This window comes from Lactobacillus sp. XV31L (assembly GCF_059900865.1).
Genome location: NZ_JBWXGC010000013.1, coordinates 16,422 through 38,187, shown reverse-complemented (window position 1 = coordinate 38,187; position 21,766 = coordinate 16,422). Strand labels below are relative to the sequence as shown.

17 protein-coding genes and 2 other annotated features are annotated in these 21,766 nt (G+C 41.0%); all 17 genes read left to right on the top strand.

Going from position 1 to position 21,766, the window contains the following annotated elements:
- Positions 1 to 89: 89 nt before the first annotated feature.
- The 17 genes from cas3 to AC2JF7_RS08150 all read left to right on the top strand — a co-directional run bounded on the left by cas3 (position 90) and on the right by AC2JF7_RS08150 (position 21,757).
- The gene (gene cas3 / locus AC2JF7_RS08230; protein WP_500728211.1) at positions 90 to 2,036 is read left to right on the top strand and encodes a CRISPR-associated helicase Cas3'; all 1,947 of its coding nucleotides are present in this window, start codon (positions 90 to 92) and stop codon (positions 2,034 to 2,036) included.
- Between the two features lie 209 nt (positions 2,037 to 2,245).
- Entirely contained in the window at positions 2,246 to 2,632 is a 387-nt protein-coding gene (locus tag AC2JF7_RS08225; RefSeq protein WP_500728210.1) for a hypothetical protein, read from the top strand.
- Positions 2,625 to 4,304, top strand: a complete 1,680-nt coding sequence (locus AC2JF7_RS08220) for a type I-E CRISPR-associated protein Cse1/CasA (RefSeq protein WP_500728209.1) — start codon at positions 2,625 to 2,627, stop codon at positions 4,302 to 4,304. The genes AC2JF7_RS08225 and AC2JF7_RS08220 overlap by 8 nt, the downstream gene beginning before the upstream one ends.
- An 8-nt stretch (positions 4,305 to 4,312) precedes the next feature.
- Positions 4,313 to 4,969: a type I-E CRISPR-associated protein Cse2/CasB gene (gene casB / locus AC2JF7_RS08215; RefSeq protein WP_500728208.1), complete on the top strand. Its 657-nt coding sequence runs from the start codon at positions 4,313 to 4,315 to the stop codon at positions 4,967 to 4,969.
- On the top strand, positions 4,959 to 6,044 hold the full coding sequence (cas7e, locus tag AC2JF7_RS08210; protein ID WP_500728207.1) for a type I-E CRISPR-associated protein Cas7/Cse4/CasC: 1,086 nt from the start codon (positions 4,959 to 4,961) through the stop codon (positions 6,042 to 6,044). Before casB ends, cas7e begins: the two co-directional genes overlap by 11 nt.
- Positions 6,025 to 6,726, top strand: coding sequence for a type I-E CRISPR-associated protein Cas5/CasD (gene cas5e / locus AC2JF7_RS08205; RefSeq protein WP_500728206.1), 702 nt, complete (start codon positions 6,025 to 6,027; stop codon positions 6,724 to 6,726). The genes cas7e and cas5e overlap by 20 nt, the downstream gene beginning before the upstream one ends.
- Before the next feature lie 12 nt (positions 6,727 to 6,738).
- On the top strand, positions 6,739 to 7,407 hold the full coding sequence (cas6e, locus tag AC2JF7_RS08200) for a type I-E CRISPR-associated protein Cas6/Cse3/CasE (RefSeq protein ID WP_500728205.1): 669 nt from the start codon (positions 6,739 to 6,741) through the stop codon (positions 7,405 to 7,407).
- Complete coding sequence (gene cas1e, locus AC2JF7_RS08195; RefSeq protein ID WP_500728204.1) at positions 7,397 to 8,344, top strand: type I-E CRISPR-associated endonuclease Cas1e; 948 nt, start codon at positions 7,397 to 7,399, stop codon at positions 8,342 to 8,344. The genes cas6e and cas1e overlap by 11 nt, the downstream gene beginning before the upstream one ends.
- Positions 8,344 to 9,225, top strand: coding sequence for a type I-E CRISPR-associated endoribonuclease Cas2e (cas2e, locus tag AC2JF7_RS08190; RefSeq protein WP_500728203.1), 882 nt, complete (start codon positions 8,344 to 8,346; stop codon positions 9,223 to 9,225). Before cas1e ends, cas2e begins: the two co-directional genes overlap by 1 nt.
- Before the next feature lie 1,233 nt (positions 9,226 to 10,458).
- Positions 10,459 to 11,103, top strand: coding sequence for a copper homeostasis protein CutC (locus AC2JF7_RS08185; protein WP_500728202.1), 645 nt, complete (start codon positions 10,459 to 10,461; stop codon positions 11,101 to 11,103).
- A gap of 46 nt (positions 11,104 to 11,149) precedes the next feature.
- Positions 11,150 to 11,391 (top strand) — a binding site (T-box leader).
- A 126-nt stretch (positions 11,392 to 11,517) separates the two neighbouring features.
- Positions 11,518 to 12,909 (top strand): branched-chain amino acid transport system II carrier protein, encoded by a 1,392-nt coding sequence (gene brnQ, locus AC2JF7_RS08180; RefSeq protein ID WP_500728201.1) that lies wholly within the window; start codon positions 11,518 to 11,520, stop codon positions 12,907 to 12,909.
- A 53-nt stretch (positions 12,910 to 12,962) separates the two neighbouring features.
- Positions 12,963 to 13,198 (top strand) — a binding site (T-box leader).
- 61 nt (positions 13,199 to 13,259) lie between these two features.
- Complete coding sequence (brnQ, locus tag AC2JF7_RS08175; protein WP_500728200.1) at positions 13,260 to 14,639, top strand: branched-chain amino acid transport system II carrier protein; 1,380 nt, start codon at positions 13,260 to 13,262, stop codon at positions 14,637 to 14,639.
- Between the two features lie 135 nt (positions 14,640 to 14,774).
- Complete coding sequence (locus tag AC2JF7_RS08170) at positions 14,775 to 16,841, top strand: copper-translocating P-type ATPase (protein ID WP_500728212.1); 2,067 nt, start codon at positions 14,775 to 14,777, stop codon at positions 16,839 to 16,841.
- A 198-nt stretch (positions 16,842 to 17,039) separates the two neighbouring features.
- The gene (locus AC2JF7_RS08165; RefSeq protein WP_500728199.1) at positions 17,040 to 18,443 is read left to right on the top strand and encodes a class II fumarate hydratase; all 1,404 of its coding nucleotides are present in this window, start codon (positions 17,040 to 17,042) and stop codon (positions 18,441 to 18,443) included.
- Between the two features lie 18 nt (positions 18,444 to 18,461).
- Positions 18,462 to 19,859 (top strand): flavocytochrome c, encoded by a 1,398-nt coding sequence (locus AC2JF7_RS08160; RefSeq protein ID WP_500728197.1) that lies wholly within the window; start codon positions 18,462 to 18,464, stop codon positions 19,857 to 19,859.
- Between the two features lie 244 nt (positions 19,860 to 20,103).
- The gene (locus AC2JF7_RS08155) at positions 20,104 to 21,033 is read left to right on the top strand and encodes an L-lactate dehydrogenase (RefSeq protein ID WP_500728196.1); all 930 of its coding nucleotides are present in this window, start codon (positions 20,104 to 20,106) and stop codon (positions 21,031 to 21,033) included.
- A 19-nt stretch (positions 21,034 to 21,052) separates the two neighbouring features.
- Complete coding sequence (locus AC2JF7_RS08150; protein WP_500728195.1) at positions 21,053 to 21,757, top strand: RraA family protein; 705 nt, start codon at positions 21,053 to 21,055, stop codon at positions 21,755 to 21,757.
- Positions 21,758 to 21,766 lie beyond the last annotated feature (9 nt).

The window sequence follows — 21,766 nt, the reverse complement described above, 5'->3', positions numbered from 1 at the left end:
TTTTGTGTGTTCCCAAATGTGTTCCAATTTCAAAACCGATAGAACTTCTTAAAACAACTTTTGCTGTAAAATCAACGATTTCGGCACCATTGGATAAGCTCAGAAAGCTAAAAATAGTTCAGACTAAGCCGTCTTACAGCGGCGATGATTGGTTAGATGAGAGATTGATTGACAAGTTAATTAATTCGGGATTCACTAAGTTAACTGACTATGATGGATCAAATCGAAAATATTCTCCGCATGCTATGGCCGGTGAGGCTTTGCTTGAAGATATGGGAGTACCAGAATCAATTGGAGCTATTATCGGTGGTCATCACGGAGATGCTGGGCAAAGTTTCCCCACAAACCAGCTTGATGAACATAAGTCAAATTATTACCAGTATGATACTGCTAATTTTGCAACTAATGCAGAAGCCATTCAAAAAAATTGGCAGGCTGTCCAAAAAGAAATTTTTGAGTACGGGTTAAGTCGCGCTGGATATCAATCTGTTGCAGAAATCCCGTCGATCAGTCAGGCTCAAGCAGTTATTTTAGAGGGGCTCCTGATCACTGCAGATTGGTTTGCTTCGAGTGAATATTTAGGTAATGACCGTAACCAGAAGCTGTTTCCGCTTATTCATCTGGAGCAGACATTCGATGATCTTGATCTAGAAGGCCGCTTTGAGGCAGCAATTGAAGCCTGGGATAATACTGGAAATTGGATTCCGAAAAAAGTTGATGTGGCAAATGATCCCTACAAAAAGCGGTGGGGATTTACGGCTCGGCCCGTACAAAGAACAATCACTGAAGCGATTGAAGATGCCAATGATCCTGGCATGGTTATTATTGAAGCTCCAATGGGACTAGGGAAAACAGAAATATCTTTGATTGCTACCGAGCAATTGGCTTATGCAACACAGCGGGATGGCTTGTTTTGGGGATTACCGACTCAGGCCACGAGTAACGCAATGTTTACGCGAGTCAATGGCTGGCTTAATGAGATAGCAGATGAGCAAAATGATAAAATGGGCATCAATTTGCTGCACGGCAAGGCCCAATTTAATAAGGAATACGCTAATTTACCTAATGCCAGTAACGTTAAAGGTGAGCAAGCGGTAGTAGTCAATAGTTGGTTTACTGGTAAGAAGTCGGTTCTATCGAAGTTTGCGGTTGGCACGATTGATACGCTCTTATTAATTGCCTTGAAGCAAAAGCATTTGTTTTTACGACATTTGGGATTTTCCGATAAGGTTGTCGTTATTGATGAGGTTCACGCATATGATGCCTATATGAACCAATATCTCTACCGAGCGATTGAATGGTTGGGTGCTTACCGGGTGCCAATCGTGATTCTCTCTGCAACTTTACCTAAAAGTAAAAGGGTAGCACTTTTAAAAAGTTACTATCATGGTAAATATCAAAAAGCTTTAGCAATAAATTCCGAATGGGCTGAATCGCAAGCATACCCGCTTTTGACGGTTTTAGATGGAACTGAGATTAAACAAGTTTCGCATTTTGAGGGACAATCAGATCAACCGCCCGTCAGCTTAAAGGTGGAACGAATCAACCTCCAAAATGAAGAATTGATTGAATTGATATTAGCCGAAATTAGTGACGGCGGAATTGCGGGAATAATTGTAAATACGGTAAAAAAGGCGCAAGAGTTAGCAAAACTTGTTAATAACAAGGACATTGAATTAATTGTTCTGCACTCGGCTTTTCTTGCTCCTGAGCGGACTAAGATTGAAGATAAGCTGCAAGCTAAGATTGGCAAAGGGGCAATCAGACCTCAAAAAATGATTGTAATTGGAACCCAAGTTCTTGAGCAATCCTTAGACATAGATTTTGATGTTCCATATACCGATATTGCGCCAATGGATCTTTTGTTGCAACGAGCCGGCAGGCTTCATCGTCATCTGATTAAGCGTCCAACCAAATTTCGTGCTCCCAGACTATATGTAATGGAAATTGAATCGCTGGGTAATTATGGAGCGGGAAATGAGGCGGTTTACGAAAAGTACTTACTCATGAAGACAGATCTTTTTTTAAAGAAGTAATCAACTTACCTAATGATATATCGGATCTTGTCCAAAAGACCTACGACGATAATAATGATCCGGAAATTACAGGTCTTGCAGTAGCCAAAGATGAATTTGAGCAAGATCTTGAAAGATCGAAGAGTAAGGCCAAGGCTTTTAGAATTACGAAACCAGCTAAAAAGAAGAGAGGAACCTTGCATGGTTGGTTAGACCGGTCACATAGTTCAGTGGATGACCAAAAAGCACAGGCGGCAGTTCGAGATATCAAAGAAACACTTGAAGTGATTCTTTTACAAGAAAAAAATCACCGCGTCTGTCTGCTTGATGGTAGACCAATTGAAGCTTGTCGATCTAAAGATATCGCGGAACAGATTATTCGCTTGCCGACAGTGGTTGCTTTTGATGTTAACGATATTATTGATGCCCTGGAAGAAAGCACAGGAAGAAATTTTCCTTCTTGGCAATCAGACAAGTGGTTAAAGGGTGAACTAGCCGTTGTACTAGATACTAATTATAGAGCCACCATTAAACTGAAGAATAAGAAGCATAATTGGCTTTTAAATTACTCGCCTAAATACGGCTTAGAAATAACAAAGGAGGAAATTGATGAATGATCAGCATTTTACTTTAATCAATGATCCATGGATTAAAGTAATTGATTTAAATGCAAAAACGCAAATGGTATCAATGATCGAATTATTCGAAAATGCCAATCACTACCGCCAGTTAGCTGGCGAGATGCGCTCACAAGATCTGGCAATTATGCGATTTTTGTTAGCAGTTTTGCAGACAGTGTATTCACGCTTTGATGCAGAGGATAATTCTTATAGTTGGCTAAGGGTTGATCCTAATAAGTTTCAAATAGCAGATATTGCTGAATACGACGAGGATGATTTACTCGATACGTGGGAAAATTTATATCAAGATGGTCATTTTACCGAAGTGGTGGCGGAATACTTAAGGAAAAACCAGGATCGCTTTGATTTGTTTGGAGAACACCCTTTTTATCAAGTAACAAAAGAAGAATACGATCGTTTCGTTCTTGATAAATACAAAACAGAAAAGGGAACTGGCACGGTAGCGATTAAACAAATGAATCGCCGAATTTCAGAAAGTAACAACACGCCTGATCTTTTTTCGCCCAAAATCTCAGATTTTAAGAATGATTTAGATTTGTCTGAATTAGCACGTTGGCTAATTTGTTATCAAAATTTCACAGGAGTTACTGACAAAGCAAAAGTAGAAACTGCTGAGAAGTTTTCGACACCAGCTGGTTGGTTATATAAATTAAATCCGGTTTACGTTAATGGAAAGAATATGTTTGAGACCTTGATGTTAAATTTGGTTCTAACGGGCGAAGAATATCATCAAGAGCGACCAGTCTGGGAATACAATGAAATTGGCGAATATATTAAGTGGCGTAAAACGGCACTGCTGCCAGATAATCGGGCAGCAATATATACGGTCTGGTCACGAATTATTCACATTGAATGGTCATCTGACATGGTTCCAACAATTTTTAGTGCGGGCATTCCAATGTTTAATGCAAGCAACGCCTTTATCGAACCGATGACGGTCTGGAAAAAAGATCGCCAATCCAAAGATGATGAGTTTATCCCGGCGGTAAAAGGGAAACAATCGTTGAGCACCGCGATGTGGCGCAAATTTGGTGATTATGTCAATCCGAATAAGTCTGACGACGTTCACCGACCGGGAATAGTTAGTTGGCTTAATGAACTTAAAAGAGAAAATATAATTGATCGCCAAAAACGTATTTCATTGGTCTCTGTCGGCCTAGTAAGTGACGGCAACGCCACTTCTCAATCACCCTACGCTGAAGTTTTAGATGATTTAACCTTGGATCTCAATGTGCTTTTTGACGAGAGTGAAAATTACTGGCCTAAGCGAATTGAAGATACAATTGATTTAACTCAAGATGTTGCTAGAAGCTACGGGGGATTTGTCAGTGATTTATCAAAGATTCGGAATCTTGACCCTAAAGTTTCCAACAAAAAGCTAATGGATAAATTTTATGATCAGTTGAACGAGCCCTTTAAAAATTGGTTATCCAAGCTAACAAATGAAGATGATCGAGACCTTAAGATTAATGATTGGAAAAAAGAATTATGGAAAATTGTTAATTCAGAGGTAGAGGATTTTATGAAAGAATGTTCGCCACGTGATATTAGAGGTTTCGTAGACGATAAGAAAAATTTGCATAATATTTTTATAGCAAAAAACAGGTTGTTAGGAAGTATTTCTAATAAACTAGAAATTAGGTGGTGAAATAGACTATGAATAAAATAGGTATAAAGACGAGCTTGATTATTATGCAAATGCATGAGTCAAGGAATTATCGCAGTGTGTTGGCAAGCCTTCGCGGGGCTGCCAGTTTTGAAAGTCCTAAAGCACAGGCTGTTTGGCCGATAATGATGGAATCATTGGATGCAGACATGTTAAGCAAGAATGGGAAGCCCTCATATGCAGAAAAGGCAATTTATTCAGCTTTAAGAATTTATGCTATTCATCAGCAGGGAAAAGATGAATTGGTTTATGGTCGCATTCAGCGTAAAAATAAGGCTAATCCAAAGGCGGGCCTTGCAGCAGAACCAGATTCAGACCAAAAACAGGAAGCAGGAGTTGATTTCTTTACAGCGTTGGCAGAACTGAGAAAAAATGAAGAGTTAGCAGTGGCCTTAGATCGACGGGTTAGACAAACGTTGTCAACTACAGACGTTAATAGTGTTATTAATTCCTTTAATCATCTTATTGGGATTATTAAATCAAATAGTTCAAGGGTTAAAATTGATTACGCAAAACTGGCCGAAGATCTGTATCGCTTTCAGATGAGCTACGAATCGGCCAATAAAGTTCGACTTGATTGGGGTCAAAAATATTATGGATTTAATTCTAAAAAGGAAGAAAAGGTAGGAGAAAAAAATGAAGACTAATAATAAAAATTTGTACGTTGACCTGCACGTACTTCAGGCTGTACCATCATCTAACATCAATAGAGACGACACTGGGGCTCCCAAGACAGCACTTTACGGGGGAGTAACTAGAGCTCGCGTTTCATCGCAAAGTTGGAAACGGGCAATGCGCCAAGAATTTAACAAGCATGAATTGGGTGCAGGTTTGAGAACTTTAAAATTAGCTCAATTATTGACAGAAAAAATTATGGAATTGGATTCTTCGCTGTCTGAAAAGGATGTCCAAGATAAGGTTAAGAAAGTTTTGAAAAGCACTGGCATTAAGTTGAGCAAGGACGGCAAGACTGGTGCATTGCTTTTAATAAGTCGAGGACAAGTTGAAAAAATTGCTAAATATATTTTAGATCACGATACAATTGATAAAAAGGAATTAAAAAAATTATTTAACAGTGAACAATCAGTCGATCTGGCTTTGTTTGGACGCATGGTTGCTGATAATCCTGAACTCAATGTTGAGGGTTCAGCCCAAGTGGCTCATGCCATCTCCACCCATGAAGTAGTACCTGAATTTGATTACTTCACGGCACTTGATGATCTTCAAAAAGAAGATACTACGGGAGCTGCGATGTTGGGCACAATTGAATATAATTCTTCGACGCTTTATCGCTATGCAAATCTAAACTTTCCTGAATTGGTCCATAATTTAGGTGCAGAAACAGCAGTTGAAGGCACAGTTGAGTTTATTAAATCATTTTTATTATCAATGCCAAGTGGCAAACAAAATACTTTTGCAAACAAGACTCTTCCAAATTACGTAATGATTACTTTAAGAACTGACACACCAGTTAATTTGGTTTCCGCATTTGAAGAAGCAGTAAAGTCGAATAGGGGCTATGTTAAGTCTTCAATCGAAAGAATCGAAAAAGAGTATGAGAACACCTCTAAAATGGTCGAAGCCCCTGTTAAAACATGGATCTTGTCACTGGACAATGATAGTTCTTTAAAAGATTATCAAGTGAGCGACCTAAATGAATTAACCCAGCAAGTATCTGATGAACTTGAACAAGTGGTGCAAGATGAAAACGATAACGATTAAGTTAACAGCTCCGCTGCAATCTTACGGAAATGAAGCGAGTTTTAATCAGCGTACAACAGATGCTCATCCGGCAAAAAGTGCAGTCATTGGGATGGTTGCTGCTGCTTTTGGTTATCAAAGAGAGGATGAAAGGATTACGGACCTGAATAAACTCGACTTTGCAGTGAGAGTTGATCAGCCTGGAACCCTTTTAACCGATTTTCAAACAGCAGAATGGAAAAAGGATACGCGAAAACTAACCTTTCGAGGATACATCCAAGATGCAGTATTTGCAGTCGCAATTGGCAGTGAAAATGATTCACTAATTGATAAAATCAAATATGCACTGCGCCACCCTAAATTTCAGCTTTTCCTTGGAAGACGTTCTAATGCTCCTGCAGGAGTTTTGCAGATTGAAGAGTTTACTGCTTTGAATCCAGTGCAAGCTCTGGCCAAATTGCCCTGGCAGGCATCGAATTGGTATCAAGAGAAAAAAGCAAAGGAAGAGAAGGTCAATGCAGAATTATTCGCTGATGCTAAACTTTTGGGTGGAGAAAATTATTTCATGGTGAAAGATAGTGTTGGTTCTTTTGATCAACGTAATCGATATTTTAATTATCGTCCAGTTGCCCGGGTGTGGCTAAACCTAACTAATCCAAAGTTTAAAGAAAAGCGCGAACACGACCCATTTGTGGCGTTGTAAGAAAGGAGCAAAATGTATCTATCAAGGGTAAAGATCGATCTCAACAATCGGCAAAAAACCAAGGATTTAACACACTTGGGTGCCTATCATAATTGGGTAGAGCGAAGTTTTCCCGCTGAAGTTGGAAAACAAAATCGGACCCGTAAATTATGGCGGATTGATACCTTTAAAAATGAAAAATATTTAATTGTTTTAAGTGAAACGAAGCCTGATCCGTCATCTTTTGTAAGATACGGAGTTGAGGGCTCGATGATTACTAAATTATATGATCCCCTTTTGAATTCTCTAAATAATGGTCAATGTTTACAGTTTCGTCTAACAGCCAATCCAATCCATTCGGTTATTGTCCCAGGTGAAAAAAGAGGTCGTGTTTTTCCTCATGTGACAGTTGTTCAACAAAAAGACTGGTTGATTAAAAAAGCTGAAACAGCAGGTTTTCATATATTAAAAAAGCAAAAAAATTCTGATCATTATTTATTTGATGTTGTTGAGCGTGATCATCCGATTTTAAAACATAAGAATGAAAAACAAGTTCGACTGAGTCGTGTTTCTTTTGAAGGAATTCTTGAAATAACAAATTTGGAGATGTTTAAAGAAGCTTTAATCGGAGGGATTGGTCGAAAAAAAGCTTATGGCATGGGTTTAATGACAGTAATTCCGGTTAAGCAAGATGAAGCATAATGTTGGAGCTAAAAAGCCGGACCTGGTTGAATTAGGTCGGATTCGTGATCGAATTACTTTCCTTTATCTAGAACATGCTAAAATAAATCGGCAAGATAGCGCGATTGTAGTCGCTGATAATCAAGGAACTGTTTTTGTGCCAGCGGGCATCATTAGCGTCCTGATGTTGGGTCCGGGAGTAGATATCACTCACCGGGCAATGGAGCTAATTGGCGATGCTGGAATGAGTGTGGTCTGGGTTGGCGAACGGGGAGTTCGGCATTATGCTCATGGCCGGACTTTAAACCATTCATCTGTATTGATTGAACGTCAAGCTAAACTAGTATCCAATACACGCTCAAGACTAGCAGTTGCGCGCAAAATGTATCAAATGCGGTTTCCAAATGAAGATTTTTCGAATTTAACGATGCAAGAACTGCGCGGTAAAGAGGGAGCAAGAATTCGTCAAATTTACCGGGAACAATCAAAAGAAACAAAGGTTCCTTGGAAGCGCCGCGAATATAATCATGATGATTTTGAATCTGGCACTCCAGTCAATAAAGCTTTGACCGCTGCTCATCAAGCATTATACGGGCTGAGTTATAGTATTATTGTTGCACTTGGTGCTTCACCTGCACTAGGTTTTGTGCATACTGGTCATGATTTGTCTTTTGTTTATGATTTTGCAGATTTATATAAGGCAGAAATTTCAATTCCAATCGCGTTTAAAATGGCGGCTGAGTACGGTGAGGACAAGGATATCGGATCTAGAACCAGATTAGCAATGCGTGATGCGTTTGTAGATGGGAAAATAATGACCCGAATGGTTAGAGATTTGAAATATTTGTTAGATGCTGAAGATGAAAATGGAGTCGAAGCTCTTGGCCTCTGGGACGATCAAGAAGGACTTCAAAAATTTGGTGTTCAGTATCTTGAACATGATGAAAGCGAAGTCTAATGATAGTTATTACTTTAACTAAAGTACCGCCTTCTCTTCGGGGAGACTTAACCAAGTGGTGTCAAGAAATTCAAACTGGCGTATACGTTGGTAATGTAACGGCTAGAATTCGCGATCTGTTATGGGAGCGTATTATGCGTGACATCGGAAATGGTCAGGCGACAATGGCATTCAATGCTAAAAACGAATTTGGGTATCAAATTAAGACAACAAGACCAGATTATCAAGTTTTAGATTTTGATGGGATCCCACTAGTAAAACGATTGAACCGTATAGAAGGACCGGTCAAACATGGTTTTAGCAATGCTGCAAAATGGCGCAAGGCCAGAGCCAGTATTCAAAAACGTTCTATTGTCGGAAGTCAAGATTGTTTCATTACGCTCGATGTCGAAACCACTGGTTTAGATGTGACGAAGGACCATATAATTTCGCTTGCAGCTGTTAAACGAAATACTGACGGAACAAAAGAACATTACGATGCATTTGTTAATTTGAATCAAAAAATACCCGAAAACATTGTTAGGTTAACAGGTATTTCAGATGAAATTTTAAAGAATCAAGGCATTGAATTAGCAGATGCACTGGATGGGTTGAAAACATTTGTTGAAAAATTACCGCTCATTGGTTACAACTTGTCCTTTGATGATAAGTTTATCTCGATGGGTTTTAAGGCCTTTAATGAACGTGGTTTATCTAATAAATTAATTGACTTGATGCCAATTGTAAAAAAGAAAAATAAATTTTTGGACAATTATAAGTTAAGTACAGTTTTGGATAAATACGGAATCAAAAATTTGAAGCCTCATGATGCCAGATCCGATGCTGAAGCAACTATGAGTCTTGCAGAAAAACTAATTAAAAACAGGGATCTTCAATTTTAGGAATGCTGGTTTTACGGGATTTATTTAGTGTGTGCTTCCCGCGTATGCGGGGGTGATCCTATGCCCACGGGGTCGTACCTTGATGACGCAATGTGCTTCCCGCGTATGCGGGGGTGATCCTATGCCCACGGGGTCGTACCTTGATGACGCAATGTGCTTCCCGCGTATGCGGGGGATCTCTGATGCTAGTATGTTCAATAATATAATTTTAAAAATTTTAATGATGATAAGAGGATAAGAAGTAATGGTCAGCGATGCGCAAAAAAGGCTAATAAAAAATGGGATGAGAAAAATAAAGCCAAGAAGACCTATATTAATAAACGATCAACTGCTAAAAGCTTTATCTTAAATTTAGCCACTGAAGAAGATTTGGATACAATGCAAGAGTACATTGATCAGCGAAGAGCTGAATTGAAGGATAAGTAAGGTTCACTTCAACCCTGAATAACTTTGCTAATTTAGTGCTTCCCGAATATAGGGGGTGATTCCAATGTTTGCGCATCGGCAATTATCGAATATTCCCAAGCATCTAGAAAAAAGCCGAAGGTAACGATTAAGTCTGAGATAACAAAATGGTCATCTTCAGAGTTTAACTTTCATATTTTTTATTATAGACTAACGACAAGGATCATATGTAGTTGATCGTATGCTATCTGTGATTCGTCGAAATAAGGCCTGGTTGATAAATTATTACGAAATTACTTTTAGGAAAAATTTGATGCAAAAAATAGATAAATGAGACGCTCTATAACCTGCTAGAATATTTGTAAAGAGTAAAAAATATTAGACAACAATTTAGATTGGTAAGGACAAAGAGCAAGCCTTAATCAACAACAAAATCATAAAGTTTAATAAGCAATGGATGATCTGCTATTGCTCCTATGGCGAATAAAAAATATTGCATAAATAATTCTACCGATTTAATCACAATAAATATCGGAATCGTTTATCAGGTCTTGCTTAATAATAAACAGTCTAACTTCTTAGTTTCATCTGGGTAACATTAATTAGAGTTTTTAGCTAAAAATATTTTTAATCACTTGTGGGATTTGCTAGGCTAGGATTTAGGTAATAAAAGCAAGAATAGACTGCAGTGTCCAACTTCGAGAATGTTATATTTGGGACTAAAGGCAGTCCGCATACTGGCATGTCTTGATGACCATGGAAAACAAGCACAGATACAACGTGACCAAGTCAGCTTAAGTAAGTTAGTTAAATAGAGGAGAATAAAAAATGTTAAAAGAAGCCTGTGTCGAAGATTTTTCTCTGGTGGCCCCAATGATTGATGCCGGTGCGGGCCGGATAGAATTGAACAGTAATTTAGCAGCAGGAGGGACCACACCATCCTTTGGCCTGATTAAGAAAACGGTAGCCTACGCGCATGAACATCAGGTTCCTGTTGTCGTGATGATTAGACCGCGCGGAGGCAACTTTATCTACAATGCGGATGAGATTGCCATAATGATTAATGACATGGAGGTTGCTGGATCTTTAGGTGCTGATGCAGTTACATTTGGTTGCTTGAATAGTGACAAGCAGCTTGATAAACAGCAAATGAGCCAACTCGTCTCTTTAGCAAAAGCCCTGAATCTTGAAGTGGTTATGCACATGGCCTTTGACCAAATCCCGTTAAAAGACCAGCATTCTGCCCTTGAATGGTTGGCTGACCGCGATGTAAAAAGAATTTTAACACATGGTGGGAACCTGAAACAGCCAATCTACGACACGCTTGCACACCTTAAGCGATTGATTGAGTGGGCCGGTTCGGACATTACAATCTTGCCGGGTGGTGGCATTACTGCAGCTAATTGTGCTGCAGTTGCCCAAAAATTAGGCGTGTCTCAGCTACATGGGACTAAAATTGTGCTAACAAAATAAAATTATTATTGACATTAGATTAATAATAAAATAATATAATATAAAAATAAAAGCGATGAAAAGAAAAGTAGCCTTGCAAGTAACGCACAGGGAGTTCTGATTACTGAAATGGAACCGGAAAAGCAAAGCGAAAATCCCTTGGAGCTATATGGTGAAACTTAAGTAGCCTATATTGGTAACACCCATTATCGTGTTAGCGTATCGCAGCATGCCGTACGTGAAGTGACTGGAGTAAGTATTTTATTTCAGTAAGATAGGTGGTACCGTGCCCAATTAAGCACCCTTGAATCAATTCAAGGGTGCTTTTTCTTGCTTAAGAAAGAGAGTGGACTTAATCAATTTTTGAAAAGCTAAAATTGTAGGCAAAAAGAATTATGTTAGTTTGACTATCATATTTTGAAGGAGTTTGAAAGAATGAATGAATTAGAACATGATGTTAACAAAAAACCGTTGACTTGGAAGCAGTATCTAGTGGTTGCATCCCTATTATTTGGATTATTTTTTGGGGCCGGGAATTTAATCTTTCCAATTCACTTGGGTCAGATGGCTGGTGCCAATTGGATACCAGCAACTTTGGGCTTTTTGGTTACGGCTGTGGTTTTGCCCTTATTGTCGGTTCTTGCAATCAGTGCAACCCATGCGCAAGGGGTCTATGATGTCGGCTTGCCGTTGGGATCGGCTTTTGCCACAATCTTTATGGTCCTAATTCACTTAACAATTGGACCATTGTTTGGTACTCCTCGGACGGCCAGTATTTCTTTCAAAGTTGGGGTGGAGCCTATGTTGCCTGCCAGCATGGCACAAGGCGGATTGTTCATCTTTTCTGCTATCTTTTTCCTTTTGGCTTTTATGATTGCCTACAAAGAATCTAACATCTTGTCTAGCATCGGCAAAGTTCTTAACCCACTTTTTTTATTATTATTATTTTCGATATTTTTAATGGGCTTTTTCTCACCCATAGGTAAGGCAGCTGCTCAAAAAGTTAGCCATGCATACCAGCAAGCTCCATTTTTTAATGGCTTTTTGCAGGGATATAACACCATGGACGCTTTAGCCGGCTTGGCCTTTGGCGTGACAGTTGTGACTGCTGTCAAGCAGATGGGGAAGACAACTGCCAAGAGTAATGCAAAGGTAACAGCTAAAGCTGGTGTTATAGCCACTGGTATGATTGGCGTAATTTATGTAGCCTTGATTTGGCTAGGCGCAACCACCTTGAACCACTTCAAGTTAGCTGAGGATGGTGGTATTACCTTTAACCAAATCGTGACTTACTATCTCGGCAATTTTGGCCATGCGCTTCTAGCTACTTTGATCACAGTCACTTGCTTGACTACTGCTGTGGGCCTAATTGCAGCTTTCGCCCAAGATTTTCACCGCAGCTTTCCTAAGGTCAGTTACCATACTTGGCTATTTTGGATGACCTTAGCGTCATTTTTAGTTGCTAACTTTGGCTTGGACACAATTATTGCATGGTCCACGCCCATGCTCATGTTTCTATATCCGTTTGCAATGGTATTGATTCTATTGTCGCTTGCCTTTCCGCTCTTTAAAAAGGACCCAGTGGTCTACTTTTGGGTAGTATTGTTGACCCTGATTCCAGCCTTTTTTGATATGATTGCAGCTTTTCCAACGGTTGTCAGCCAGAGCCCTTGGGCACTAGCAATGAAAAGTTTTCAAATGCAATTTTTGCCCTTTGCAGCTATCGGAATGGATTGGCTAGTTCCGGCTCTTATTGGCTTAGTCATTGGCCTTGTTTGCCACTTTGGCAAAAGAAAGCCAGTTTCATCAGCGAGCCGGGATAATTAACTAAGTTTAGGTTGACAAAAAATAAGTTATTGATTAAAATGTTTTTAATATTGATAAAGGCATTGAAAAGAAAAGTAAGATTGTTCTTAACGCAATAGAGAGCCCTGATGGTGAAAAGGGGCCGTGAAAGCAATCTGAAAGTAACTTTGAGCTATCTAGTGAAATCATAGTAGCTAGTATTGGTAACACCCATTATCGTGTTAGCGTATCGCATTTTGCTGTACGTGAAGAGACTGCAATTCATACTTGCAGTAAAGAATAGGTGGTACCGTGCAAAAGCACCCTTGAAGTAATTCAGGGGGTGCTTTTTAAATTCTGGGAAAGTACGTCTAAGTAGCCAAGGAGATAAAATGAAAAAAGTTGAACAAGATGCAAATACTAAGCCCTTAACCTGGAAGCAATATATCGTCGTAGCGTCGCTGTTGTTTGGTCTCTTTTTTGGGGCAGGCAACCTGATTTTTCCAATTCACTTAGGTCAAATGGCTGGTGCCAACTGGATCTCTGCCACATTGGGCTTTTTGTTGACAGCAGTGGTCTTGCCGCTGCTTGCAGTCCTGGCTATCAGTGCCAGTCATGCCAAGGGCGTATATGATATTGGCCGACCGCTAGGCAAAAAATTTGCCCTGAGTTTCATGGTCTTAATTCACTTGACGCTTGGCCCCTTGTTTGCAACACCGCGCACGGCCAGCATTTCTTTTTCAGTTGGCTTGCAGCCCATACTACCAGCAAGTACTTCCAAACCTGCCTTACTATTGTTTTCAGCTTTGTTCTTTATGGCTGCACTGGCTGTTTCATACCAAGAATCGACCATTTTAGCTAGTGTAGGGCGGATATTAAACCCGATTTTCTTAGTACTACTTTTTTTCGTTTTTTTGCTAGCAGCTTTGTCACCAATGGGTGCAGCTAAGACGCAACCTGTCACCGCTGCCTACCAAAGTGCACCTTTTTTCAACGGCTTTTTGCAGGGTTACAATACAATGGATGCTCTAGCAGGACTGGCTTTTGGCTATACAATTGTTTCAGCCGTCCGGCAATTAGGTAAGACCACAGCCAAAAGCAATGCAAAAGTCACAGCGATTGCCGGTATACTAGCTACGAGTGCAATTGGACTTATTTATATCATCTTAATCTGGCTGGGCGCAACTACGCTAAACCACTTTAAAGTGTCACCTGAAGGTGGAACGGCCTTTAATCAAGTTGTAACTTACTACCTTGGCGGCTTGGGTCATGCCTTTTTGGCAACCCTGGTTACTTTGACTTGCTTAACTACGGCAGTGGGTCTATTGGCCGCCTTTGCCCAAGACTTCCATCGCAGCTTCAAAAAAATAAGCTACCGCACCTGGCTCGTCATTATGACGATTTGTTCTTTTATCACCGCCAATTTTGGTCTTGATACAATTATTACCTGGTCGACGCCCATGCTCATGTTTCTTTATCCGATAGCAATAGTGCTGATTATTCTTTCAATTGCCGGGTCAATCTTTGATCATGATCCGCTGGTTTATTGGTGGGGAGTTGGATTAACTATGGTAGCGGCAATTTTTGATATGCTTGCGGCCTTTCCACCCGTTATTAGTCAAACGCCTTGGGCTTTGCACTTACAAGAAATCCAGCATAATCTGTTGCCCTTTGCCAATATTGGACTGGACTGGCTGATTCCTGCTCTAATTGGTTTGGTAATTGGACTCAGCTTGCACTTTTATCATAAAAACAAGCAAACCAATTTGTGATTTTGATTTGATAACGCTGGTAATATATTCTTGATTGATGAGCCTCTTCTTTGACAAGTCTGAGTGATAAAAGTAGATTTATAGTAAAGAGTTACTACAGGTGTCAAAAGATTGGACTTGAACAAATTGAATAACATGGATATGGAAAATGATCAAAATAGTGGTAAAGCACAAACAGCCAAAAGCGGTTCAACGATGAAGCAGGGCCATGCTAATAGCATGGCTTCAATGGGCAGTCAAAACATGATGATGCATGGTGGTCATATGATGAATATGGGCAACTTAAAGCAAAGATTTTGGGTTTCATTGGCTCTGTCGCTACCAATTTTGTTTTTATTACCTGCAATGGGAATAAAGCTGCCATTCCAATTTTCTTTTCCAGGTTCGCAGTGGATAGTGGTGATTTCTGCTACTATTTTATTCTTTTACGGTGGCGCAACCTTTTTTAAAGGTGCAGTTGCTGAGTTAAGGCAAAAAAAGCCGGAAATGATGACCCTTATTACCCTGGGCATCACCACCGCCTATGTTTATAGTCTATATGCCTTTGTGCGCAACCACTTGCTGCATAGTGGCGGTCAAACCATGGACTTTTTCTGGGAACTGGCGACACTGATCTTGATTATGCTTTTGGGACATTGGGTAGAAATGTCTTCAATCATGTCTGCTAATAGTTCAGTCCATGATCTGGCCAAATTATTGCCGGACCAAGTTCATGTGCAAAAGGACCAGCAAACAAAAGATGTTCCAATTAATAGTGTAGAAGCTGGGGCAACTATTTTGGTAGAGGCTGGCGAAAGCATTCCGCTGGATGGCGTGGTATTGACTGGTTCCAGTCAGGTTAACGAGGCCCTTGTCACTGGTGAGGCGCATGAAGTAAACCGCAAAAAAGGCGATAAGGTAATAGGCGGTTCTATTAATGGGTCAGGCGTTTTGACTATCAAAGTTTCAAGTGCAGCTAATTCGGGCTTTTTAGCCAGTGTCAACAAATTGGTGCAATCGTCCCAGATGAATAAGTCTAAATTACAAGGTTTGGCTGACCGCGTCTCTGGTTGGTTGTTCTACGCTGCACTTGTTTTTGGAATTATTGCTTTGATTGTCTGGACATGCATTAATGGAATTGCCGATGGGCTGCAGCGGATGGTGACGGTACTGGTTATTGCGTGCCCACATGCCTTGGGCCTTGCAATTCCCTTAGTCAACGCCAGAAGCACAGCACTCGGTGCTAAACGAGGCTTACTGATTCGCAATCGAAATGTAATTAGCACCAGTTCAAAAATTAATTATCTCTTGCTGGACAAGACTGGAACCTTAACTGCAGGCAAATTTCAAGTTCAGGCATATGATAGTTTGGATAAAAATATTTCAAAAAATGAAGTCCTTAATTTGATAGTTGCTTTAGAGCAAGAATCAACGCACCCAATTGCCCGCAGCATTGTCCAGTTTGCCAAAGATCGCAAGATTAACCCCCTGGCCGTAACCGATAGCAAAAATCTTGCTGGCAAGGGTGTTTCAGGAACTATCAAGGGACAATCTTACCAATTAGTCAATGAAAACGCAGCAAGAGCACAAGTTGCAGATTTTCCGCAGCTTGATGCGATTACAGCTACAGCTAGCTATCTTCTTTGTGGGTCCCATCTTATAGGCTATGTTGAAGTAGGAGATCAAATTAAGCCGTCTGCCAAATCTTTGGTTGACCAGATTAAGGACATGGGCATCACGCCAGTCATGTTAACTGGTGACAATAAGACTGCTGCGCAAAATATTGCAGATAAACTTGGACTTACTGAGGTCTATTCTGGGCTGATGCCAGAAGACAAAGAAAAAATAGTTGCCAAACTCCAACATGCTGGCGATAAAGTAATGATGGTTGGTGATGGAATCAATGATGCGCCTAGTCTAGCTCAAGCTGATATTGGCGTGGCTATTGGTGCGGGTACCGATGTGGCCATTGATTCTGCAGATGTTGTTTTAGTCAATAGTGAACCGACTGACATTGTAAGTTTTCTTAAACTAGCGCAAGCCACCCAGAAAAAGACAGTCCAGAACTTGTGGTGGGGTGCAGGTTATAATATCGTCGCCCTGCCTTTGGCAGCAGGATTGCTCGCACCATGGGGCATAATTCTTGATCCGGCGGTTGGTGCACTATTAATGTCATTGTCCACCATCATTGTAGCGATCAATGCAGAAACCTTAAAATTTTAAGTGATTTAATAAAGGGTGCCTTAGATAAGGTACCCTTTATTTAAAAGTTCTGTTAAGCAATTTTAAAAAATTAAACAAAGAGGATGCTTTTTGAAATTTATTGAAGAAAAATAAAATAAAAGGTATCATTAAAGTAGATGTCATCCGACAATCAAAAGCAACTTAAATATTAATGATTGACCTAAAAGGAGATTTAATATGAATAAAGAAGAATACCGAATTGAAAGCGATACAATCGGTCCGGTTAAAATTCCTAAAGACGCTCTGTGGGGACCACAAACAGAGAGAAGCCGCAATAATTTTCCTAGTGGCGAATTGATGCCGCTAGCAATTATTAGGGCCTTTTTGCATTTGAAAAAAGCTGCAGCTGAGTCCAATGTGGAAGTGGGAGATGAGCCTGGCGAAAGGGGCAGTGCAATTGAAGAAGCAATCGACCAATTGTTAAAATTGAGTGATGCAGAATTACGTCGTGACTTTCCCTTGCACGTTTTACAAACGGGTTCTGGCACCCAAAGCAACATGAATGTCAATGAGGTTGTGGCCAACTTGGCCAATAAGCTGCACCCGGGATTGCAGATTTTGCCCAATGACGACGTCAACCGGGGTCAATCTTCTAATGATACATACCCAACCGTAATGAATATTGTGGCAGTTGAAGCACTCGACCAGCTGGAACCCGCTGTGCAACACTTGATTGATGAATTAAAGGTCAAACAAGAAAAATATTGGCGGACTGTTAAGGTGGGTCGCACCCACTTGCAAGACGCAACGCCAATTACTTTTGGTCAGGAGCTGTCAGGTTATATTTCTGCTTTGAAGCATGACCTTTTATATATTCAGGAGCTAAAGCCGACGCTGTATGAATTGGCAATTGGTGGTACGGCAGTGGGCACGGGATTGAATGCTGCAGAAGGTATGACTGTTAAAATTGCTGATAAGCTTTCACAAACATATGGCCATGAATTCAAGGTTAAAACCAACAAGTTTTGGGGTCTTGCTCATCATTCCGGCCTGGACGTGGTTCATGGCGCCTTAAAAACCTTGGCTGCGGATATGTTCAAAATCGCCCAAGACATTCGTTTCTTGGCTTCGGGTCCTCGAGCTGGATATCATGAACTTAATATTCCGGCTAACGAGCCCGGTTCTTCGATTATGCCAGGCAAGGTTAATCCAACCCAGGCTGAAGCTGTAACTATGGCCGCTGCCAAAGTTTTTGGCAATGACACCACGATTACCTTTACAGCTTCCCAAGGCAACTTCGAAATGAACGTGTTCAAAACCGTCATGATTACTGCTTTTCTTGATTCATGTGACATTTTGACTGGGACGATTACTGGCTTTGCTGATAAGATGATTGCAGGCTTGACGGTGGATTCGGAAAAGATGAATGATTTGCTGGATAATTCACTGATGACCGTTACGGCACTTTCACCACATATCGGCTACCATGATGCTGCTAAAATTGCACAGATGGCCGACCAAGAAGGGACTACGTTGAAAGAGGCAGCCTTAAAGAGTGGCAAAGTAACCCAGCAGCAGTATGAGGAATGGATGGACTACATGCAAATGACCAACCTTGACCGTACAAACCCGGAAGCATAACAAGAGGAGAATTAACTTATGGCAAAATTTGTCTTTACCCCAAATAATAGTTCAGAGATTGAAAAAGGTTATGACGCTGTAATTGTCGGCGCTGGTGGTGCAGGGTTAACTGCAGCCATCCAAGCCCACGAACTAGGATTAAAAGTTGCTGTTTTTGAAAAAAATGAAGCACTTGGTGGCAACACGAACCGAGCATCATCGGGAATGAATGCTTCAGAAAGCTTGGTTCAATTAAAAGAAGGCATCATTGACGATAAGGAAGACTTTTACCAAGAAACACTGCAGGGCGGCGGTCTCATGAACGACCGCCAACTGCTTAGGTATTTCGTTGACCATTCTGCACTTGCGATTGACTGGCTGGCTGACCATGGCATTGAACTGAGCAACTTAACCATCACCGGTGGGATGAGTAAAAAGCGGGCCCACCGGCCAGCTTCAATGGCGCCGGTGGGCAATTACCTGGTTACGGGCGCCCTGCAGCAAGTACAAAAGGAAAACATTCCCGTCTTCAATCAAGCTAAGGTGACCAGAGTAATCCAAGATGATGAACAAAGGGTTGCCGGCGTTGAGGTGGATACTGCTTCCGGGACTAAAACTGTCTCAGCCAAGGCAGTACTGCTTGCTTCAGGTGGGTTCGGTTCCTCTCAAGCATTGATCAAAAAGTATCGGCCAGACCTGGCAGACTATAAGACAACGAACCAGCCAGGTGCTACTGGTGATGGTCTAAAACTAGCCGACCAGCTTGATGCTCAGCTTGAACAGATGGACTTCATTCAAGTACATCCAACAGCCCAAACTGATACGGATCATGTTTACTTAATTGGTGAAGGCCTGCGCGGTGAAGGTGCAATTCTGGTCAATCGAGCTGGTCAACGATTCGTCAATGAGATGGGCACGCGCAAAATTGTATCCAATGCGATTAGTGACTTGCACGAAAGTGGCGCTTATCTGATCTTTGACCAGGGAATTCGCGAAAACTTTACTGCAGTTGAATTCTATGACCATATTGGCTTGGTCAAGCATGGCGACTCAATTGAGAAGCTGGCTCAAGAGCTTGATATTGATGGGACCAACTTAGCAGCTACAGTTGCCAACTGGAACAAAGCAATAAGCAGCAAAAGCGACCAACAATTTGGTCGAACGACTGGTATGGAGCGTGAAATTGCACGTGGGCCATTCTTTGCTATCCACATCAATCCAGCCATTCACTACACTATGGGTGGAATTCATATTAATACTAAGACTGAGGTACTGGATACAAATGGGAGAGTTATCCCAGGCTTGTACGCAGCTGGTGAGGTTGCTGGTGGTTTGCATGGCAACAATCGTATCGGTGGTAACTCGATTGCAGAAACCGTGATTTTTGGGCGCCAAGCAGGAATCCAAATGACAAATTTGATTAGATCGTATAAGTAACAATTAAAGATTTTAGAAAACGTCTAGATTTTGATGTGAATCCCGAATTTGCGGGTCACAGCATTTCTAGGCTTTTTTCTTGGGCAAAAACTCCTGATTGATTTTAAAAGTATAAATTTATTTTTATTTTTAAAATTTAAAAAATAAATTATTAATTTAAAATATTGCAAAAAGAACTAATAAATTTTATAATTACATGTGTAAAGGATTACAAATACCAAAACCTTTTGGAGGGAATTTAATTATGTCTAGAAAAGTATTACTGGTCGGTGATGGTGCAGTCGGGTCAACCTTTGCCAACGACCTTCTTATCCGTACTCAAGTTGATGAACTAGTTATCGCTGATGTTGTTAAGAAGAGACCTGTGGGCGATTCAATGGATCTTGAAGACATTACGCCTTTTGTTGGGGGATGCAACATCCACCCCGGTGAATACGCTGATGCCAAAGATGCTGACGTGGTAGTTATCACAGCAGGCGTACCGCGAAAACCAGGTGAGACTAGACTTGACCTTGTCAACAAGAACGTAGGCATCTTAAAGAGTATCGTGCAACCAGTGGTTGACTCTGGTTTTAATGGAATCTTTGTTGTTTCTGCCAACCCGGTAGATATTCTGACTACACTGACGCAAAAACTGTCTGGCTTTCCGAAAAACAAAGTAATTGGTACTGGGACCTCACTTGATTCAGCCCGCTTGCAGGTGGAATTGGCCCGCAGACTAAATGTTCTAGTTGCAGAGGTTAATTCAATGGTCCTGGGCGAGCATGGTGATACCTCATTTGAAAACTTTGACGAATCTGTAGTTGCTGGTGAATCTTTGCGTAATTACCGGTTGATTAGTGACCAGGTTCTGACTGAAATAGAATCAGATATCCGCCAAAAGGGCAGCCAAATCATTGAAAACAAAGGTGCGACCTTCTATGGTATTGCGATGATGCTGAGCCAGATTGTTAGCGCGATTTTAGACAATCGCTCTATTGTTTTGCCATTGTCAGCGCCAATTAGTGGTGAATATGGCATTAAACATGACCTATACCTTGGTACCCCAACTGCAATTGATGGCACGGGTATCAGTCATGTAATCGAAGCCAAATTATCAGATTCTGAGATGGAAAAAATGCACAATTCTGCAGACAAGATGCAGGAAATTATCGCTGCTATCGAGCTAGATTAAAGCAAAGAAGGCAAGAAATATGCAAATTGGTAAGCGGATCTATTTAAAAAGAAAATTGCCAGACGCCAAAGTCATTGAGGCATACAGACAACTGCCTGCCTCCAATATCGCAGATTGCATGAATAGAACAGGTGCAATGGCGACGCGGATAAGGCTGATGTCAAAGCCACAAAAAGAAATGAGTGGTCCAGCTTTCACTGTTCACAACCGGCCAGGCGACAACTTGACCACTTATGCAGCTTTGAAATACTGCCAGCCAGGGGATGTAATCGTCATTGATAATGAAGGTGATAATACCCGGGCCATCATTGGAGAAGTAATGTTGACCTGGCTGCGAGATCAAAAGCATGTAGCTGGGGTAGTGGTCGACGGCCCGATGCGTGATATTGATAGCCTGCAGGATTGGGACTTGCCCATTTATGCAGTTTCAACTACACCTAATGGACCGTATAAAGAGGGACCAGGTGAGCTTAACGTGCCTGTTTCTTGCGCCGGTGTCAACGTCAACCCAGGCGACTTGATTGTAGGAGATGCCGACGGTATAGTGCGCGTTGAACGTGAACAAGCAGAAGACCTTTTGCCACTTGTCCAAAAATACCACCAAAAAGATGACGCTAAGGCTGCGGGCTTTCATAAGGGAACTGGCAATTTAGATTGGGTTGATGTAGAACTTCAAAACAAGGGTTACGAAATAATTGACGATTTTTATCGTCCGGATAACTAAGGGGCCACA

Excerpts from the sequence above, each read along its gene's own strand:
- casB (WP_500728208.1), top strand. The coding sequence starts at position 4,313 with ATGAATAAAATAGGTATAAAGACGAGCTTGATTATTATGCAAATGCAT.
- cas1e (WP_500728204.1), top strand. The coding sequence starts at position 7,397 with ATGAAGCATAATGTTGGAGCTAAAAAGCCGGACCTGGTTGAATTAGGT.
- cas5e (WP_500728206.1), top strand. The coding sequence starts at position 6,025 with ATGAAAACGATAACGATTAAGTTAACAGCTCCGCTGCAATCTTACGGA.
- AC2JF7_RS08160 (WP_500728197.1), top strand. The coding sequence starts at position 18,462 with ATGGCAAAATTTGTCTTTACCCCAAATAATAGTTCAGAGATTGAAAAA.
- AC2JF7_RS08170 (WP_500728212.1), top strand. The coding sequence starts at position 14,775 with ATGGATATGGAAAATGATCAAAATAGTGGTAAAGCACAAACAGCCAAA.
- cas7e (WP_500728207.1), top strand. The coding sequence starts at position 4,959 with ATGAAGACTAATAATAAAAATTTGTACGTTGACCTGCACGTACTTCAG.
- AC2JF7_RS08165 (WP_500728199.1), top strand. The coding sequence starts at position 17,040 with ATGAATAAAGAAGAATACCGAATTGAAAGCGATACAATCGGTCCGGTT.
- AC2JF7_RS08220 (WP_500728209.1), top strand. The coding sequence starts at position 2,625 with ATGAATGATCAGCATTTTACTTTAATCAATGATCCATGGATTAAAGTA.
- AC2JF7_RS08155 (WP_500728196.1), top strand. The coding sequence starts at position 20,104 with ATGTCTAGAAAAGTATTACTGGTCGGTGATGGTGCAGTCGGGTCAACC.
- cas6e (WP_500728205.1), top strand. The coding sequence starts at position 6,739 with ATGTATCTATCAAGGGTAAAGATCGATCTCAACAATCGGCAAAAAACC.
- AC2JF7_RS08185 (WP_500728202.1), top strand. The coding sequence starts at position 10,459 with ATGTTAAAAGAAGCCTGTGTCGAAGATTTTTCTCTGGTGGCCCCAATG.
- cas2e (WP_500728203.1), top strand. The coding sequence starts at position 8,344 with ATGATAGTTATTACTTTAACTAAAGTACCGCCTTCTCTTCGGGGAGAC.
- brnQ (WP_500728201.1), top strand. The coding sequence starts at position 11,518 with ATGAATGAATTAGAACATGATGTTAACAAAAAACCGTTGACTTGGAAG.
- brnQ (WP_500728200.1), top strand. The coding sequence starts at position 13,260 with ATGAAAAAAGTTGAACAAGATGCAAATACTAAGCCCTTAACCTGGAAG.
- AC2JF7_RS08150 (WP_500728195.1), top strand. The coding sequence starts at position 21,053 with ATGCAAATTGGTAAGCGGATCTATTTAAAAAGAAAATTGCCAGACGCC.